Annotated in this window: 16 protein-coding genes and 1 pseudogene; 4 read left to right on the forward strand and 13 right to left on the reverse strand. The window is 47.0% G+C overall.

What is annotated here, in order from left to right:
- Positions 1-58: 58 nt before the first annotated feature.
- The 3 genes from BMY78_RS24360 to BMY78_RS24370 all read right to left on the reverse strand — a co-directional run bounded on the left by BMY78_RS24360 (position 59) and on the right by BMY78_RS24370 (position 2630).
- Positions 59-823 (reverse strand): alpha/beta fold hydrolase, encoded by a 765-nt coding sequence (locus BMY78_RS24360; RefSeq protein ID WP_090903946.1) that lies wholly within the window; start codon positions 821-823, stop codon positions 59-61.
- A gap of 90 nt (positions 824-913) precedes the next feature.
- Positions 914-1579: a bifunctional 2-keto-4-hydroxyglutarate aldolase/2-keto-3-deoxy-6-phosphogluconate aldolase gene (locus tag BMY78_RS24365; RefSeq protein WP_024633088.1), complete on the reverse strand. Its 666-nt coding sequence runs from the start codon at positions 1577-1579 to the stop codon at positions 914-916.
- An 85-nt stretch (positions 1580-1664) separates the two neighbouring features.
- On the reverse strand, positions 1665-2630 hold the full coding sequence (locus BMY78_RS24370; RefSeq protein ID WP_090903947.1) for a sugar kinase: 966 nt from the start codon (positions 2628-2630) through the stop codon (positions 1665-1667).
- A 221-nt stretch (positions 2631-2851) separates the two neighbouring features.
- Between BMY78_RS24370 and BMY78_RS24375 the strand changes: the two genes are divergently transcribed.
- The 3 genes and pseudogenes from BMY78_RS24375 to ilvD all read left to right on the forward strand — a co-directional run bounded on the left by BMY78_RS24375 (position 2852) and on the right by ilvD (position 6266).
- Positions 2852-3904 (forward strand): acyltransferase family protein, encoded by a 1053-nt coding sequence (locus BMY78_RS24375; RefSeq protein WP_090903948.1) that lies wholly within the window; start codon positions 2852-2854, stop codon positions 3902-3904.
- Between the two features lie 112 nt (positions 3905-4016).
- Positions 4017-4265 (forward strand): annotated as a pseudogene (locus BMY78_RS24380) (KGG domain-containing protein); the annotation flags it as partial.
- A gap of 315 nt (positions 4266-4580) precedes the next feature.
- Positions 4581-6266: a dihydroxy-acid dehydratase gene (gene ilvD / locus BMY78_RS24385; RefSeq protein ID WP_090903949.1), complete on the forward strand. Its 1686-nt coding sequence runs from the start codon at positions 4581-4583 to the stop codon at positions 6264-6266.
- Between the two features lie 108 nt (positions 6267-6374).
- On the opposite strand, the gene BMY78_RS24390 is transcribed toward ilvD, so the two are convergent.
- Positions 6375-7775, reverse strand: coding sequence for a polysaccharide deacetylase family protein (locus BMY78_RS24390; RefSeq protein ID WP_090903950.1), 1401 nt, complete (start codon positions 7773-7775; stop codon positions 6375-6377).
- A 186-nt stretch (positions 7776-7961) separates the two neighbouring features.
- Here BMY78_RS24390 and BMY78_RS24395 point away from each other — a divergent pair, with 186 nt between their 5' ends.
- Complete coding sequence (locus BMY78_RS24395; protein WP_090903951.1) at positions 7962-9158, forward strand: AI-2E family transporter; 1197 nt, start codon at positions 7962-7964, stop codon at positions 9156-9158.
- On the opposite strand, the gene BMY78_RS24400 is transcribed toward BMY78_RS24395, so the two are convergent.
- The 9 genes from BMY78_RS24400 to BMY78_RS24440 all read right to left on the reverse strand — a co-directional run bounded on the left by BMY78_RS24400 (position 9137) and on the right by BMY78_RS24440 (position 18421).
- On the reverse strand, positions 9137-10939 hold the full coding sequence (locus tag BMY78_RS24400) for a peptidoglycan D,D-transpeptidase FtsI family protein (RefSeq protein ID WP_256222369.1): 1803 nt from the start codon (positions 10937-10939) through the stop codon (positions 9137-9139). The genes BMY78_RS24395 and BMY78_RS24400 overlap by 22 nt on opposite strands.
- Positions 10940-11062: 123 nt before the next feature.
- On the reverse strand, positions 11063-13345 hold the full coding sequence (locus BMY78_RS24405; protein ID WP_090903952.1) for a methyl-accepting chemotaxis protein: 2283 nt from the start codon (positions 13343-13345) through the stop codon (positions 11063-11065).
- 235 nt (positions 13346-13580) lie between these two features.
- Entirely contained in the window at positions 13581-14909 is a 1329-nt protein-coding gene (locus tag BMY78_RS24410; protein WP_090903953.1) for a peptidase U32 family protein, read from the reverse strand.
- Positions 14910-14926: 17 nt separating this feature from the next.
- The gene (locus tag BMY78_RS24415; RefSeq protein ID WP_090903954.1) at positions 14927-15856 is read right to left on the reverse strand and encodes a peptidase U32 family protein; all 930 of its coding nucleotides are present in this window, start codon (positions 15854-15856) and stop codon (positions 14927-14929) included.
- 15 nt (positions 15857-15871) lie between these two features.
- Entirely contained in the window at positions 15872-16912 is a 1041-nt protein-coding gene (gene mltG / locus BMY78_RS24420) for an endolytic transglycosylase MltG (RefSeq protein WP_256222370.1), read from the reverse strand.
- Positions 16913-16991: 79 nt separating this feature from the next.
- Positions 16992-17306: a DUF1292 domain-containing protein gene (locus BMY78_RS24425; protein WP_024633076.1), complete on the reverse strand. Its 315-nt coding sequence runs from the start codon at positions 17304-17306 to the stop codon at positions 16992-16994.
- Positions 17307-17606, reverse strand: coding sequence for a DUF1292 domain-containing protein (locus BMY78_RS24430; RefSeq protein ID WP_024633075.1), 300 nt, complete (start codon positions 17604-17606; stop codon positions 17307-17309). It abuts the gene before it with no gap.
- 12 nt (positions 17607-17618) lie between these two features.
- Positions 17619-18035 carry a Holliday junction resolvase RuvX gene (ruvX, locus tag BMY78_RS24435; protein ID WP_076287768.1) on the reverse strand — a complete coding sequence of 139 codons (417 nt, stop codon included), beginning with the start codon at positions 18033-18035 and terminating at the stop codon, positions 17619-17621.
- Between the two features lie 125 nt (positions 18036-18160).
- The gene (locus BMY78_RS24440) at positions 18161-18421 is read right to left on the reverse strand and encodes an IreB family regulatory phosphoprotein (protein WP_024633073.1); all 261 of its coding nucleotides are present in this window, start codon (positions 18419-18421) and stop codon (positions 18161-18163) included.
- Positions 18422-18446 lie beyond the last annotated feature (25 nt).

An 18446-nucleotide genomic window follows, 5' to 3' on the forward strand; every position in this document is an offset into this window, starting at 1 on the left:
TATCACCTCCACTTCCCGTCTGCTATGGATTGGTGACATTCACCAATGAACTTGCAGCTTACTTAATGGTATCCAGCCAACCTACAGTCGTTTTAACCGTTTGGGACAGCTGCTCCTCTTCACTGACCCCAGCTTCGCCGTCACCGCTCTGGTGGCCATAGTCACCGAACTGCGAATGGTTACCACCTTCGATGGTGTAATACACCGTATCTTCTGGCAAATATGCCCGACCATTCTGATACTTCGTGGCATTCACAACTTCATCATTAGTCCCCAGGATGGATAACGCGGGTATTCCCAGTGACTTCACACTGCCTTTTTCATCCGGATAGGATGCGAGGAAAAAGATGCCCTGAAGTGCATCTGGATGGGAAGCCGCATAACGTGCCGCCATCGATCCACCAAGAGAATGCCCTCCCATAACAAATGGTTCATCCGGATAGGCTTTAATAATGTCATCTGCGAGATTCTGCTTGAGTACCGCCAGATTTACCGGCATTTTCGCAATAATGGTATGATGTCCTGCTGCCGCAAGTTCATGGGCAAGAGGTGCATAACTTTCCGGTTTAACCAATCCGCCTGGATAAAAAATAACACTCACCCCAGCAGATTTGTCCGGCACAAAATCAATCCAGCTGTCTTTTTCAGTTACTGTCACCTGATTTGCAGTTTCCATAGCTGTCTGAGCCATCTCCTGTGGTCCATAAGGCGTAAACAGCTTCCAGGCCACAAACCCACACCCAATGACAATGAGCGCCAGAAGAACGAGCAGGAATTTCCCTATGCCCCTCTTCTTGCGCCCTGTATTATATCGGTTTCTCAACGTTCATCACCTTTCTGCACTTCCGCAGGTTCCGCGGCTTGCAGAACGGGAGCCTTCATTCCTGAGGCTCCCCTTCTCCATCATTCATTGCTATTCGGCCTTGGCCTTGCGGTAAGCATCCATATATTGTTCTGCTTTGCGGCGAACATGACTCAAGTCCCCCGTCTTCACTGCTTCCGTTGTAAGGTCAGAACCGATACCTACAGCAACGGCGCCTCCCTTGATCCAGTCACCCAGATTGGACAAGGAAACCCCACCAGTCGGCATGAAATTCGCTTGTGGCATAGGTCCCTTCATCGTTTTGATTATGGACGGATCGTAGAGATTACCCGGGAACAACTTCACAATATCCACGCCAAGTTCCAGTGCACGTTGTACATCCGCAATGGTCATCACACCTGGGAGAATCGGAATCCGGTATAGGTTGCAAATTTTCACAGTGTCCGGGTTCAGGGAAGGACCCACAACAAACTCCGCCCCTGACATAATTGCGGCACGCGCTGTCTGGGGTTCGAGCACTGTTCCAGCTCCAATAATGGCAAATTTCTCTGGATCTTGTGTGTTCCAATGGTATACACGGCTTAATTTCTCGATAGCTTTGAGGGCACTAGGCACCGTCATCGTAATCTCGATAATCTTGATGCCACCCGCGATGGCTTGCTCGGCCATGGCGATAACCTGATCAGCAGAATCTGCACGCAGAACCGCTACAACCCCACTGTCCGTTATTTTTTGCAGCAGCTGAAGCTTCTTCATTTCATTCTCTCCCTTGTCAATGTGGTTGTGTATTACAAGCCTTACATTAATGAACGAAGATGAGACATTATGATATCAGCAGCGACTAGCGCTCAACATGAGCTACATTGTTCAGCTTGGCCTCGACCTGCTCCCACGTCGGAAGCGCCTCCCAATCGCCAACAGCCTGTATAACCATGGAACCGGTCAAATTCCCCAGGCGGGTCGCCTCCTGCGGGGAATATCCTTTAAGAAGGCCGGACAGAAAGCCCGCACAGAATCCATCTCCTGCCCCAACCGTATCCAGGACATGATCTGCCTTGAAGTACGGAACTTCCGTTAGGGTACCATTCACCAATACGTAGGTCAAATCAGGGCCGCCCTTCACGATACAGACTGCATTCATGGCGGACAAACGCTCAAGTACTTTTTGATCATCTTCTTCGTTATACAGAAGTTTCATCTCGTCCAGACCCGGCAAGAAATAATCGGCTTGCTCAGCCAGACGAAGCAGAACAGGACGCGCTTCTTCAGCCGACCACAGCTTAAGACGCAGATTCGGATCAAAACTCACTTTCACACCAGCCTGCTTGGCTATATGTATAGCAGCTTCAACAGTAGCAAGTCCCGACGCGCTTATTGCTGCGGTGATGCCTGTAACGTGAAGGATCTGCGCACCCGCGATATAATCTGTATCCAGATCCTCAGGAGTAATCGCACTTGCAGCGGACAGCTTCCTATAATAATGCACCGAGGCTTTCCCGGAAGCGTTCTCACGAATCATCAAACCGGTAGGTTCTTTGTCGCTCATCCTTGCTCTGGATACATCTACACCTTCACCACGAATAGCCTTCAAGATCATGTTACCGATCGGATCATTACCCAGACGGCCAAACCAGCCGCTGGTATGTCCAAGCCGGGATACACCAATCGCCAGATTACTCTCTGCGCCACCAAATGATTTGTCTAATGTCGCGGCATATTCGAGACCTCTTGTATCCTTTGCTGTCAGCAAACCCATGCTTTCGCCAAACGTAACAATTTCAGGGCTTCGGCGGGTATTCGTCGACATGAATTCTCCCCTCCTTATATTTACAATTTCTCATCTTCTTTCCCCATTGTCAGCCTCTATGCAACCGTTGTCAATCCCGGAGCGTTCATTTTGTTGTCACAGCTTTGAGAAAGGATAGCGCTTTCTATTGTGAAATATATCACAATGAATGATACACATCCATATTACCCTTATTACAGAACCAGATTGCAATCGCCAAGGGTTATCAGGGGGGCTACAACATGACCAAACCGGCCATCATTCACGAAGATCAGGATTCCTTTTTTTACAACTTGCGCTTTATGCTCATTGTCTGTGTACTCGCGGGCAATGCTCTCGAACCAATCATTACACGTTTTGCAGGAGCAGAGGCTCTGTTTCTGTGGATATATACGTTTCACATGCCGCTGTTTGTATGGGTAACCGGCTACTTTGCCAGACATACACTCAAAGGTGCATCTGGCCGTAATGTGCTTATACAGATTGCACTACAGTACCTTCTGTTTCAGTCTTTGTATGCAATAATGGATTTCACCGTATTCCACACACCGCATATGCGTTTGTCTTTCTTTGCACCTTATTTATTGCTCTGGTTTCTGGCAAGTCATTTCTGCTGGCGGCTGCTGCTTCGTCTTACCCTCTCTTGGAAACCGCTATACAGACTACTCGTTGCCGTGATGCTGGGAGTATGTGCAGGATATTTACCTATGGATGGTTTCTGGCTGAGCTTCAGTCGAACATTTGTATTTCTACCTTTCTTTGTTATCGGGTATGACTACGGAGCATCTATCCGCTCCCGTTTACGATCCGGATGGGGCCGTAGAATTGCTGCTACGTTGTCTGCTGCTCTTCTTGGTTGGATTGGACTCGGAGCGTTCAACATTTCACCAGGCTGGTTACTGGGGAGCATGACTTACGCAGAGCTTGGACACCATGAGTGGTTTGCAGGAATATACAGACTCGGCATCTATGCGCTTGAAATCGGATCGGGAGCTTTATTTCTCGCCTGGGTCCCTTCATTAACATCCAGATTGACCGATCTGGGAAGACGTACTCTTTATGTATTCCTTTTACATGGATTTCTCGTTCGCCTGGCGGTCTGGTCCGGGGTTTACAATTATATAGAGACCAGCTTGTACATTCCGGTGATTGTTTCCATTGCATTACTGTTCGCTATAACGCTGGCCCACCCAGCCGTCCGTCATGCCTTTCGGCCGCTCATTGAGCCCGACATTTCCCGCGTTCACTTCAATCGTCAGGGGGGATTAAAACGTCCAGCCTCCTGGTTCAGATGAACTGAAATCCTGCTCCTTTCCATTAGAATTGCCTTGTTTCAGGCTGGAAATGTTGTGGTAAGTAGCATTACGCGCTACAACAATCTACTTATGATATAAGGAGTGATTTGTAATGGCACGTCCACAGACGTCTGAACACAAAATGAGTCGCGAGGAAGCGGGTAGATTAGGTGGCAAGGCCACATCCAAAAAGCATGATCGGAGCTTCTACCAAATGATAGGTAAAAAAGGTGGAGAAGCGACTTCAGATGCGCACGATTCTCAGTTCTATAAGGAAATTGGCCGCAAGGGTGGAGAAGCAACTTCCGAAACTCATAATAAAGAATTCTATCGGGAGATTGGCCGCAAAGGCGGGAGCAGTTAGCCTATCCCCATAGCAATGGTGAAAGATAGACTGATATTGTGCAGCAAATTAAGAAAGCTTCATTCCACTAATGGATTGAAGCTTCTTTCTATTGAATTGTAGAAATATGATGACGGTTGTGATAGACTCTATAGAAAAACCGGGTTGTTCACGGGTTTAAAGCAGCAAAGACTTTCACAAACTACGGGAAGCTCGAAACCAGTATCACTGGTCAATTTTTTTAGAGTACGGATGAAATTAAACGACAGATGCACTGCCATTTATATTTCCATTCATGTTGCTCAATATTATAAATTTGGGGGGAAATACACCATGTCAGCCAAGAAGATGCGTTCCGATATGATCAAAAAGGGTTTTGACCGTGCACCGCACCGCAGTTTGCTCCGCGCAGCGGGCGTTAAAGAAGAGGACTTTGGCAAACCATTTATTGCCGTATGTAACTCATACATTGATATCGTGCCCGGACATGTTCACCTGCAGGAATTCGGTAAAATTGTTAAGGAAGCTATTCGTGAAGCCGGTGGCGTTCCATTCGAATTCAACACCATCGGAGTTGACGACGGAATTGCCATGGGACACATTGGTATGCGTTACTCGCTGCCAAGCCGTGACATTATCGCGGATTCCGTGGAAACCGTTGTATCTGCACACTGGTTCGACGGCATGGTATGTATCCCGAACTGTGATAAAATTACACCCGGCATGATGATGGGTGCACTCCGCTGTAATATCCCTACTGTGTTTGTCAGCGGCGGTCCAATGAAGGCAGGTCGTGACAGCAATGGTAAAGCTCTGTCCCTGACTTCCGTATTTGAAGGCGTAGGTGCTTATCAAGCTGGTAAAATCGATGACAAGAGCTTGCTTGAACTTGAACAGTTCGGCTGTCCAACATGTGGATCATGCTCCGGTATGTTCACTGCGAACTCCATGAACTGTCTGGCTGAAGCGATGGGACTGGCTATGCCAGGTAACGGAACCATCCTGGCTGTTGCTCCTGAGCGTCGTGAGTTTGTTAAACAATCCGCTAAACAACTGATGGAACTCATCAAAATGGATCTGAAACCACGCGATATCGTTACTGTAGAAGCCATCGACAACGCTTTTGCACTGGATATGGCTATGGGTGGTTCCACGAATACGGTACTTCATACACTGGCACTGGCTCATGAAGCAGGCATCGAGTATCCAATCGAGCGAATCAATGAAGTTGCTAACCGCGTTCCTCACTTGGCAAAATTGGCACCTGCTTCCGATCTTCACATCGAAGACGTGCACAATGCAGGTGGCGTAAGTGCTGTTCTGAACGAATTGCTCAAGAAACCAGGTGCAATTCATGGCGACTGTATCACGGTAACAGGTAAAACGATCCGTGAGAACGTTGAAGGTCAGGAAATCCAAGATACAAATGTCATCCACCACCTGGATAACCCGCATTCCGAAAAAGGCGGCTTGGCTGTATTGTTTGGTAACCTTGCACCACAAGGCGCCATCATCAAGGTTGGTGCTGTTGACGCTTCGGTTGGTGGATATCACAAAGGTCCTGCTATTTGCTTCGATTCCCAGGAACAAGCGCTCGAAGGTATTGCGAACGGCAAAGTAAAAGAAGGACATGTTGTTGTTATCCGTTATGAAGGACCAAAAGGCGGACCAGGTATGCCTGAAATGCTCGCTCCTACTTCCCAGATCGTAGGTATGGGCCTTGGTGCCAAAGTAGGTCTGATCACCGACGGACGCTTCTCTGGCGCATCCCGCGGAATCAGTATCGGACATATCTCTCCGGAAGCCGCTGAAGGCGGTCCAATCGCTTTTGTTGAAGAAGGAGACATCATTGAACTTGATCTGAACAACCGCATCATCGAATTGCATATCAGTGACGAAGAATTCGAACGTCGTCGCGCAGGTTGGAAAGGCTTTGAACCGAAAGTAAAAACCGGTTACCTCGCTCGTTATTCCAAACTTGTAACGAATGCAAGCAACGGTGGCGTACTGAGTATCTAATTCATGTACAAGATATCCGATGAATTTCTTTTATCGGAAACATAAATAAAGGGTTGCTCTTCTGCCAAATGCGGCGGAGGGCAACCCTTTTCTTTATTCATTTCGTGATTAGTTTCGTTCAGGTACAAGATCCTGTTCGGAAACCAACAAATGCTCAGAGGAATGTTCCGCCGTCGCTGCTACCAGTGCGTGCTGACCATATCGATCCAACAGCACGTCAAGCGGCATAGCAATCATTTTTGGAACCAATTGTTCGGATCGTTGCTTCAGACGTTTCGTTCCTGCCGGATGAATGACGCTTAGCAGAAGTTTCAAATACACTTTGGATGCAGAACTGAACGGACCAGGAGCCAGTTCCCGAACCGTAAACCCGAATTTCTCCGGTCCCCGGTTAATCATGCTCACACCGTATAGAGCCTTAGCCGAACGGAGTTCAGGTTGAAGGGCGACCTGCCGAGCCAAATCAGGAAGTTGCTGTTCCATGGCCCGAATCATGCGAATGGCCAGATGCATACTTGAGCGTGAAGTCATACCTAGATCGAAAAGCTTTTTATTATCAAAATGAAGTTCAATAACTGGATCCCCGTTACGAATCACATGACCATCATCCATTTCGACCAATGCTCCATGATATACGCGGGAGCGGTAATGCAGCAATGGGTCCTCCGGTGACGCTGTATGCAAATGGTATACCCAATGAAACAACTTCTCCCAACCTAGCCATAACGCAACAACCATCCGTTTCCAGGGTGATAAATGTGTTTGTGGTTGACTTGTAGTTTTAGATTCGCTCACCGTAACGCCTCCCATCAACGTATCGATGCGTACACTGTGCAACTGCTGCCTGTTTGCTTCCTGCAATACGACTTCGAGCGCCTGGAGCATCTGCTCCGGCGCGTGTGCATCAGCGCCGAGGGTAGTCCCTCGATCATGCAGCAACATGACCTCTCCGCCCCTTAGCTCCTTCAACATTCGTTCCGTCAATTTTTCAACGCCCACACTGCTTCTCCAGTCCTCAAACATGGACGACCACAGGATAATCCGGCGATCTTTTTTACTGAAAAAATCAAACAGATTCATAATGCCCCATGGTGGACGATAATAACAAGTTCTTACCCCCGTAACCTCCTGAATAATCTGACCTGTTCGTTGAATCTGATCTCGAACCGTACGAGGCCGCATCAACCAATTGGTTTTATGAATATAATTATGAATTCCGAGAAGGTGACCTTCCTCATGTATGCGCTGGATGAGCTCAGGATGACGGGCTGCATGCTCCCCGACTACAAAAAACGTTGCCTTTGCTTCATACTGACGCAGTAAATCAAGCAATCTGGGTGTGTATTTCGGGTCCGGCCCATCATCAAAAGTTAAAGAAAACTCCGTCTCACTTCTCCCGCGCCTGAACACACGAAAACCGAAAAGTCTGCTAACTAAACTCGGAATAAAGGCGTAAAACGATGAAATGTACAATAACCACAGTAATATGCTCTGAAGTAAATTTGTCATGCTACAAACTCCCCGCTTCTCATGCTGAATTACCGTGCCATAATATAGCACTAACTAAAATAAACCGCCTTTAATTTTATCATAATTCAGCCTTTTCTTAAATCCTCTTTTCCCAAAAAGATAGCTATCGTGTACAATTAATGCATCCTAATTTTTACCTTAATGACGTACAAAGGAGCCCTGCCCATGCTGCCGCTTTACAAAAAATACGGGCGCACCGTCTTTGACATTGCGCTGCTCGTTTTAACCGTGTACTTTATCATGTACGGATTCAGCCGATTATATCAATTGGCTGCGCCAGTTTTTCTTTCATTTATAGTGTATTGGATGATCGAACCTCTGGCAAGATTTCTACATCGCAAAGGGTTGCCCAAAACCCTGGGCGCCGCCATTTCGGTGTTATTGTTTCTTGGGGTTATTGTCGCTGCCTTTTTTGGATTGGGATTAATTATCGTATCCCAAATTTCTAATTTGCAGGATAATTTTCCTTATTATATTGAGATGATTCAGCGTGAATTCACCAATCTGGTTTATTTCATTCAGGACAAGTCGGATGCTTTACCTGACGGAATAACCGAGAAGGTTAATGACTATTTTGCTACACTGACCGGATTCCTGTCCAAATGGGTGACCAGCGGTGCACAAATCGTCATCGGTTTTCTCAGTTCGTTTTCTTCCTTTATTACCAATTTTGGCATTGCCATTATTCTCGCATTCTTTCTCAGTATCGAGATTGAATCCTGGCGGAAATTTGCCCGGGCCAAAACACCAAAAACGTTGAAGCTGGCTCTTGAATTTATGCGTAATCATGTGTTCAAGACGATCCGTTCGTATTTGAAGGCCCAGATGATTATGATGCTGATCACTTTTGTATTGATTTATGCAGGCTTGTTGATTCTTGGAACTGCTAATGCCTTCACTATCGCAGCCATCTGCACCGTTTTTGACCTTGTGCCTTTGCTGGGAGTTCCAGTTATATTCATTCCGTGGATTGTGTATCTGTTCATAGTGGGCAATAGCAGCCTTGCGATTGGCTTAATTGTAGTCCTTGCTGTAACCATGCTGACACGCCAACTGCTGGAGCCGAAAATATCGGGTAATTCAATCGGGGTCTCTTCCGCTTACTTGATGCTTTCTTTTATGCTGATCTCGCTCTCCGTCTTTGGCCTGGCTGGTGTGGTATTGTCTCCGGTGCTGCTAATTCTGCTCAAAGAACTGCTGCAACAAGGATATCTCCAGCAATGGATTCACTTGCCGAAGGATGAATTTGAATCTTCACCATTCGTGATGGACACACCGGGTGGAGCCGCACCTGGTATGAATGCTGAGCCTTCGGTGCAAGAACCTGCTCCTCATGGGAATCATGAGGATTCGGCCAAATAGTCCATCACTTTTCTGAACATCGCCGTTGCTTGGTGACGGCTGCTTGGAGCAACGTTTTGGACAAGGACAGCTACGGCATATTTGGGTTGGTCCGTAGGTCCGTACCCAATGAACCATTGATGGTTACGCTTCTCTCCGTGCTGCTGTACCTGTGCTGTACCTGATTTCCCTGCCACTTGCCACCGTGCATGTTGCAGGGATTTTCCCGTTCCGTCCCTAACAACCTTCTTCATCCAGGATAACAGCTGATGCGCCGTAGCTGGGGAGATTCGTCCTGCTGAAGATGGTGAATCATGCATCGGCATATCCAGCATCGTATCGCCATCGGCATATCGGATACGTTGAACGAGGCGTGGAGCACTTACCTTGCCATCATGCAAGAGCGTGACGATCAGATTGGCCGCTTGTAACGGGGTCACCAGAACGTCCCGTTGACCGATAGCCGTCTGTACCTTTGCTCCTTCATCCTGTGGCGAGACAGATGGCAGTCTCACTCTTCCTGCATCCTCATGATCAAAATGCTGCAGTACCGGCATACCTGCAACCTGCTTTCCCTCCCACCCAATTGCACGTGCCAATCCCAAAGCATCCGCCGTACGTTCCATCTGCTCTATACTGAGCCGACGGGCAGTTTCAGCAAATACAATATTGCAGGACTCGGCAAACCCTTGCTCCAGATTCAATGTCCCATGCCCATGCTCCTTCCAGCAGGACAGACCATATTTTCCCCATTCGCCACCACAATGGAAAGTCTCCCCTTTGGATACAGCGTGATATTCCAACGCGGCGGCGGCTGTAACGATTTTGAATATGGAACCAGGCACAGCCCCCTGCACGGCACGATTTGCCCAAGCCGTTTGTTTGGGGTCCACATGCTGGGGATTATAGAACGGAGCCGAAACCATCGCACGTACGTCTGCATTCGCCGCATCCAGCACAACGATAGCCCCTTCCTTCATACCGGACTTCCTCACCATCTGCTCTATCCCTTGCTGCAAATCGATATTTATCGTCGTCTCCGCACGCAATGGATAGTGTGTATTCGCGGGTGCAATCACGCGTGGCTGGATATCCGGAATAACCTCTCCTGAACCTGTAACCATGCGTGTTAACAGGGTAGGTCCAATGCCCATCAATAAAGGTTCCATTGTTCTTTCCAGCCCAGCTGCTCCAGATTTCATGGCAAAAGGCTGCTTCACCTCATTTTTATGACGCGACTGTGCGTTCGGGAATTCAGGCTGTTCAGCAAGATAACCCAACCATTGCATGCCTGTAGCGGCTTGTCCATAACGTGTCATAAGAGGATACACACTCGCTCCGTCTGTCTTCAATTCACGTAGTCGGGCAACCTGAGACTCAGTCAATGGGTTCGGCTGGTTGGCACCTGCAGTCCAGAAGTGGGGTGCGTTCCCTTGATTCCATTCCTTTTGTAACGAATTCACATCAGTATGTAAGAGAGCCGCCAATTCCTTAACTTCCGATTTTGTGGATGGGTATGAATGACTTGTTTGATCTGGATGCGGAAAAAGGACCAACCCCCATTCCAGCTTACCTGTTAGGGGCCGCCCTTTGTAATCGATAAACTGTCCTCGTCCCGTATCCAATACCACTCCACGCTCTCGCTGCAATACGGACATCTCACGAACGGTACGTTGAAATCCTGGCATCGTGCGATTGATTTGAACGACTTGAACCCAAGCCAAACGAATCATCAGCAAAGAAAATAAACCCGTAAAAAGAATACATGCAATATAAATGCGCCGCTTCAGTTGTACTTGCATCAGACCACCCCGTTCAGCGTTTTGGCATAGTATTCTTCATTCGGAATGGAATTATCCGGTAACAACAAGAAAACCTGTCCCTTATTAGGGACAGGCTTCTCAAATGAAGCAAACAGGTTCGAATTAGACTGTAAAGCGAGACAATGTATCTTTCAATTCTGTTGATACATTCTCCAGTTTTGCTGACAAATTCACCAGTTGGTTGCTGATATTTTGTTGTTCACTGCTCAAGGAGGCAACTTCCTGGGATGTTGCAGATGATTGTTCAGCTACTGCGCTGACATTACTCATCGCTTCGGACAACGTTCCTTGAGATTGATTCAAATCTCCGATTGAGCCAGTGACCATGCTCAGACTCTCAACAAACGCACCCATTTGTTGCTGCACTGAAGCAAATATTACATTAGTATCTTTTACGGCATCCATCTGTTCCTTGAATAACGGATACGCTGCAGACAATTGATCCACTGTCTCATTCATTTCGGTCATAATCTTGTCGGTAATGTCGCCGACCATATCAATGGACTGTCTGGATTGTTCAGCCAACTGGCGAACCTCATTCGCGACCACCATGAATCCACGTCCAGCTGTACCGGCACGAGCGGCTTCAATGGTTGCATTCAAGGAAAGAATGTTCGTTTGCTTGGTAATATTTTGCATGACGTCAAGCACCTTCAGAACAGAGGACGTACTGTCTTTCAAGGAATCCACCTTGTTTACCAACGCACCGATCATTTCTTCTGTCTTCTGCGTTTTGGTCATCAACTGATTCAGATGCTGTGTACCTGTCTGACTAGATTTCTCTACATGACGGGCTGAATCACCCATTTGTTCATTCGCGGCAACCACACTCTCCATCTGACGGGAGATATTGTCGGTCAATTCATTTCCACGCTCTGCTTCTGTTGCCAGACTACTTGCTCCACCTGCAATTTCTTCAGTGGCTACGGCAATCTCGGAAGCAGAGACTGCTGTTTTCTTGGACGCACTGCTCAGCTCAGAAGCCGTATCCAATACTTCCTGTGCAGAACGGTTGGTTTGCTCCACGAGTTTCGTAATTTGCTCCATCATCAGATTGAATGCAGCCGATAATTGACCAATTTCATCCTGGGAGCTATAAGGTGTACGCACCTTGAGGTTCCCTTTTGCCCCTTCTTGCATCAGATCTTTCAATTTACCCATTGGACGGGCAATCATACGAACCATCCAAATACCGATCAGAATCGCAATAGCCGCATCAACCAATGCCATCCACAGGGTCAACGTCAGAATACCCTTAGCATCTTTCACCAGAATAGATGTTGGAACCATCCCGATCAGTTTCCAATCGGATGAATCCATGGTGCTATATGAAGCCAGCATATTGGTTGAATTTCCATCCACCGTATACTCCGTATTCGTGCTGCCGGATTTTTCTTTCAACTCTTTAACAAAAGTCAAATCCGTATCTTTCCCTGTACGATCAGCAATCGTTGAAGCTACAACCTTGTTGTCCGGAGCAATGAGTTGAAGAACTGAGCCTTCACCCAAGTCAAGAGATTTCAATTGCTGCTCCAGAACCTCCAATTTCAATTCAATGATTAACACATAGGACTGGGTAGTCCCTTGCAGGTTTTTCATCGAACGGGCAATGCGGAACGTGGGTGTGCTGCCATCCTCTTTGGCTTCTGTTGGCAGCCAGCGATATCCACCCGCCTGAACCAATTCATCATACCAACCTTCTTTACGGATGTCGCCCATGGCAGAGCTGTTGCTTCCTGTACCCATTATCGATTTTGTTTCGTCTGTCGGCACAAGATAAATCGCTTCCATAGATTTATTCGTAAAAGCAATATTCGACAATTGTTTGTTGATGGAGCTTGAATTCACAAACGTATCATATGCCGACAAATTCTTATCAGACATTTTCTGAAGCAAGGACTGCATTTCCGGATCGAAGAAAATTTGAGTGGATGTATCTACAAACCGCTCCAGAATAATGTCCATTTTTTGCTTGGTTTGTTCAATCGTTTCCTGATTTGATCGGGATGCATTCTTCTCAATCGTATCCTTGGCTTTCGCATAGGATAATAGACCCAAACTAACGACAAAGATCATGATGCCCGCAAAAAAGATCAAAAACAGCTTAACGCCTACCGATTTAACGGGATTAGCCTTCTTAATCTGTGTAAACGTTGTTCCCCCAATATTTTTCCAGTCCTGCTTTTTCAATTGGGTTTTCGTTTTGTTCCATCCCGACTTCAGCTTACTCCCGTCCAATTTAAAGGGCTTTTGGCCTGGAGTATCCCCTGTCTTACTCTTAACACCTTTTTCTTTCTTCACTTTCTGAACCTTCTCGGGCTTAACCTTCTCGGGTTTTGTCAATTCTTCCCCACTGTCATTCTGCTTCTTTTGAACCAATCCCATTCACCTGCCAGTAATTTACTTGTTGGATTTTTCTTTCTCTCCCCTATAAATATGTAGTATTCGACAGCTTTCTCCTTTCCCCTCTCATTTTTTCGAAATTTATTACAACTTTTTTCCTATTTTTCTATAAAAAAAAGACCCCCATATACCGATATACGGAGGTCGAATTTGTAAATTTTATAACACTATATTGTTAAATCATAGCATTATTTTGTTGAAAACTAGGCATTTGAACCTATTTCTTTTTTCTCATCATATCAAAGTAGGAAACAGGTTGATTCACCTTCATTTTTACACGCTGTAACGGGTGACGGGCTGCATCGATCACGTTGCCGTCTTCATCCTGCAATTCCCCAACTACCTGTTTGAAAAAGTGGCCGCCCGGACCGAAAAATTCGATTTCCTGTCCTGGCTTGAAATGATTGCGCTGTTGAATGGTCGCCATTCCTGTAGTCGCATCATAGTCCATAACCAATCCGGCAAAGTCGAAAGGTACCGCTTTTTCTTCCGGTTCATAGATGTGATCCTCATGATCCGGTGTATCATAGAAAAATCCGGTATTCAGTGGACGATTCGCTGCCTTGTTCATTTCCTCTACCCACTCAGGCTTCAATACATAGTTCTCCGGGTCAGCCATATAAGAATCGATGGCTTGACGATATACGTTAACCACGGTAGCCACATAGTGAATGGACTTCATGCGTCCCTCGATTTTGAAACTATCCACACCGACATCAATCAGCTCAGGAATATGCCCAATCATGCACAGATCCTTCGAACCCATGGAAAAAGAATTGTCCTGTTCCTGGAATAGGGGCAGCTGGTTCTCTCCCAATTTGAATGGTGCAGGTGCCTGCATTTGCATTTCTTCTTCGCTGACCCACACGGTATCTTCGCGGGCATCTTCAAACAGATCATACTTCCAGCGGCAGGATTGGCAGCAGCCACCCCGGTTGGAGTCCCGATCCGTAAAATGGTTGGACAACACACAACGTCCGGAATATGACGAGCACATCGCTCCATGAATAAAAGCTTCGATCTCGATATCCACATTGGCCTTGATTTCTTCAATTTCTTCAAAGCTGGTCTCACGTCCGAGAACGACGCGTGGGAGCCCTTCATCCTTCCAGAACTTCACAGCTTGCCAGTTCAGAGTGGATTGTTGTGTGCTCAAATGCACTTCCAGCCCCGGTACGGCACGCTGAGCCACTTCAATAATTGCGGGATCTGCTACGATAATCGCTGCAATTCCTGCATCATACAAGTTTTGCAAATATGCTTGAATGCCTTCGATATCCTCATTATGCGCATAAATATTGGTTGCCACGAAAACCTTGGCTCCATATTTTTTGGCAAATTCCACACCTTCACGCATTTCCTCAAAGCTAAAGTTATCCGCGTTGGAACGCAATCCGTATGCCTGTCCACCGATATACACAGCATCTGCACCATAATGGATAGCAAATTTAAGCTTTTCCAGATTGCCCGCCGGAGCAAGTAGCTCCGGTTTGTCCAGACGGTTACGTTTACCCGAGAACTTCCGCTGTACCGCCACTGTTTCCATGTTGTTCACCTCGTCTATTAATACACCTGTTCTTTATAGAAAAATCCAAACGACAATTCCCGCTCAGGGTCCTGCAATTGACGAACCTCGTCCAGCCATTCTTCACAAAATGCATAAGCATCGGCATCAGCTGCATAACTGTCCAGAGCTATACGGTATGCACGTACAACAGCTTCGTTATACGCAAGCGGTTTTAATATGCCTTCGATTTTGAAGCTGTGTACACCAGCCTCCATCAACAGATGAAGATCCTCAAGAATACAGATATCCTCCGAGCTCATGATGTGAGTTCCGTTCACATCTTCATAGATCGGGAATTTCTCATCCCGCCGTTCGGCCTCAATCAGAAATAAACCACGCTCTTTACCCAAATGCCCTTCTACTGGGCGCCCCTGATGGGACATATAACTTTGCACCAGACTCCGTTTGGAATGATAAATGTTCGTCATGCCATGTACCTGCACCTGAGCTTCCACCTTCAGAAATGGAACCATCTCTGTCAGCTCGTCCATATTCAGCTCCCGAGCAAGCACAACTCGACTCGCGCCTTTGGTTCCCCAGTAGTTGGCTGTTGCATAGTTGGTCGATGTCATCTCAGCGTTCCAGTGCAGCTGGATATGGGGAGCAAACTCCTTAATAGCGGCGAGCACAGATGGGTCGTTGAACTCCACCCCATGCACACCGATTTTACCCAATGCTTGAACATATTCAGGTAATTCCTTTAGCAGCTCGTTGGACATCAGATTGTTCATGGACACGTATACACGAGCCTGATGTTTCGCTGCAATGGCAGCGACCTCTGCTGTTTCATCTAAACTGAAGCTTCCGGGAAGACGCATGCCGAAGCGATCATCCCCAATTAACAAAGCATCTGCTCCTGCTCGGAGCAGCACCTCTGCTTCTTTCACATTTGCCGCCGTAACGAGCAGTTCATGTTTCGTACTCATATACATCCCCTCCGCTTATTGCGCAGCCTTACTTTTGGCTATATTTTGCTGATGTTCCTTATACGTTTTGGCAAACAGATGTCCAAAAGTACCGTCCTTCTTGGTCACATAGAACAGGTAATCCGAAGCTTCCGGTTCCAACGCTGCCTCAATGGATGCCAGACTTGGACTAGCAATCGGTCCTGGTGGCAGCCCTTTGTTCAGATACGTATTATAGGGGCTCTGTACCTTCAGATCCTTGAAAAGCAATCTGGCCTTCGGCTTATCCAATAAATACTGTACTGTCGCGTCGATCTCCAGTTTCATATTCTGCTTGATCCGATTATAGATCACACCTGCAACAAGCGCCCGTTCCTGATCTACCACGACTTCTCTCTCGACAAGCGATGCGATCGTTAATACTTCATGCAAAGACAGGTTTCTCTCCTTGAGTTTGGACGCCAAATCAGGGATAGAATCAACCTTGGTCTGGAATTCCTCAAGCATTCGCTGCATGACCTCTTGAGTAGAACTTCCCTCTTTGAGCTCATACGTCTCCGGGAACAGGTACCCCTCCAGCACATATCGCAGTTCTTCATCCACTGGAATGTCCTTGATAATGTCGATATCAAAAGCAGATGGATCATTCGCAAGCTTGATAAATTCCTCACGATCTACAATTCCTTCAGCAGATAGTTTGTCTGCCATTTGTAATACTGTATATCCCTCAGGAATCGTAAACTTGACCATGGATTCAGGCACAACTTCACCGTTACTCAGCTTAGTAATAATCTCATCGTATGACACACCTGGATTTAAGGAATATGTACCTGCCATAAAATTCGATCCCTGTTTCTTCCATTTCAGGTATCCCTTAAAAGCTAAACCACTCCGAATCAGACCTTCCTGCTCCAACTGGTCCGCAATTTTGGAAGTCCCTGACCCGCTCTTGATCTCGAAAACGATCGGTTCTGTGGATGCTTGTACCGGACGCATCATGTTCCAGACATATACGCCTGCGCCTCCGGCAACCACCACGATGATAAGCAGAAAGATTAGTATCGCTTTTCCTTTCAAAAAAGACACAACTCCTTTACACAACCAAAAAGAGCGGACTTCTCCGCCCTTCCGGTTTCTTCAATTTGAAGCTGATTCATCAATCTTCGTCAATGGGGAGTGTACACTCATCATACAATTCTGAGATGTTCTCCCACTCATCATCATCGTCAATCGTAACTAATTCCGGCATGATCTGGCCTTCACTTCCCGGTAAAACCCGCAAAAGTTCAACTTCGTCATAAGGACGTAATGAACTGCGGAGCACCGCATACTGCTGGCCCTTCACTTCAAACTCAGCCAGCAGGTCATACGGATGCGATTTACCGTTCTCTTCTTCCAGCTCAACGTGAGCACCAAAAGCCAGACGCAGCGAATCTGTCCATTTCAAGTCTTCGCGGCTGTATTCTGTCATTTAGTTCGCTTCCTCTTCATCTTCTGCAAGAAATGTATTAAACGTCTCCTCGACGATATCCCATTCGGCATCATCTTGGATGACGAAAAGTTTAATATCGTCGCCCTCTTCTTCATAACGGAATGCATAGACATCCGTCTCTCCATCTTCGGGTTCAACCGGAGCAACCATCATGTACTTGGCCTCCGAACCGTCCACTTCGAATTTCATGATGACTTCGAATTCCTCTTCATTACCCTCGTCATCCGCAATGTAAATAATCTCCGATTCTTCTTCCATACCCAGTTGATCTTCAGCCATTGTTGATCCCCCTCACCTTTTACTATTGGCATCCAAATAATTTTGCAAAATCAAGCTTGCGGCCATTTTGTCCACAACCTGCTTGCGTTTTTTGCGACTGACATCCGCTTCAAGCAACGTTCGTTCTGCTGCCATGGTTGTCAGTCGTTCATCCCAAAGGTGAACAGGTAAATTCAGTTCGCCCCGCAGGCGTTCGGCAAAAGCGATGCATATTTCACCACGCGGCCCTACGGTGCCGTTCATGTTTTTGGGAAGTCCGACAACAATCTCGCCGATCTCATGCTCACGCACAAGCTCCGCAATCCGAGCGAACTCACCTTCATCCCGGCGGCGTTCAAGTACTTCCAATCCCTGGGCAGTCCAACCGAAGGCGTCACTAGCGGCAACTCCGATTCTTCGGTCCCCATAATCCAAACCTAATATTTTCATCCATGCTCTCCCATCCTCAAGCCTGCTCAGGTCGAACCATATTCGCCTTCTCAAGCTTCAGGCTGTCTTCTGTCGGTTCATTTCCCGCTGCCTGCATAGCTGCATCACAGCGGAAGCGATGTACATTACCGGTGATTGGCCAGATAAGAACGAACAAGCTCTTCAATCAGCTCATCGCGCTCTTTTTTACGGACCAGACTGCGTGCATTGTTGTGACGAGGGATGTATGCGGGGTCTCCAGAAATCAGATACCCGACAATCTGGTTAATAGGATTATACTCCTTATCCACCAGTGCATCATATACCGTGAGAAGAATCTCTTTGGAGGATGCTTCCTGCTCGTCGGCTTTCACATTAAATTTAACCGTCTTATCCATGGAGTCCATTGATGACACCTCGCTCCTGCATGAA

This window comes from Paenibacillus sp. OK076, from assembly GCF_900110055.1.
Lineage (GTDB): Bacteria > Bacillota > Bacilli > Paenibacillales > Paenibacillaceae > Paenibacillus.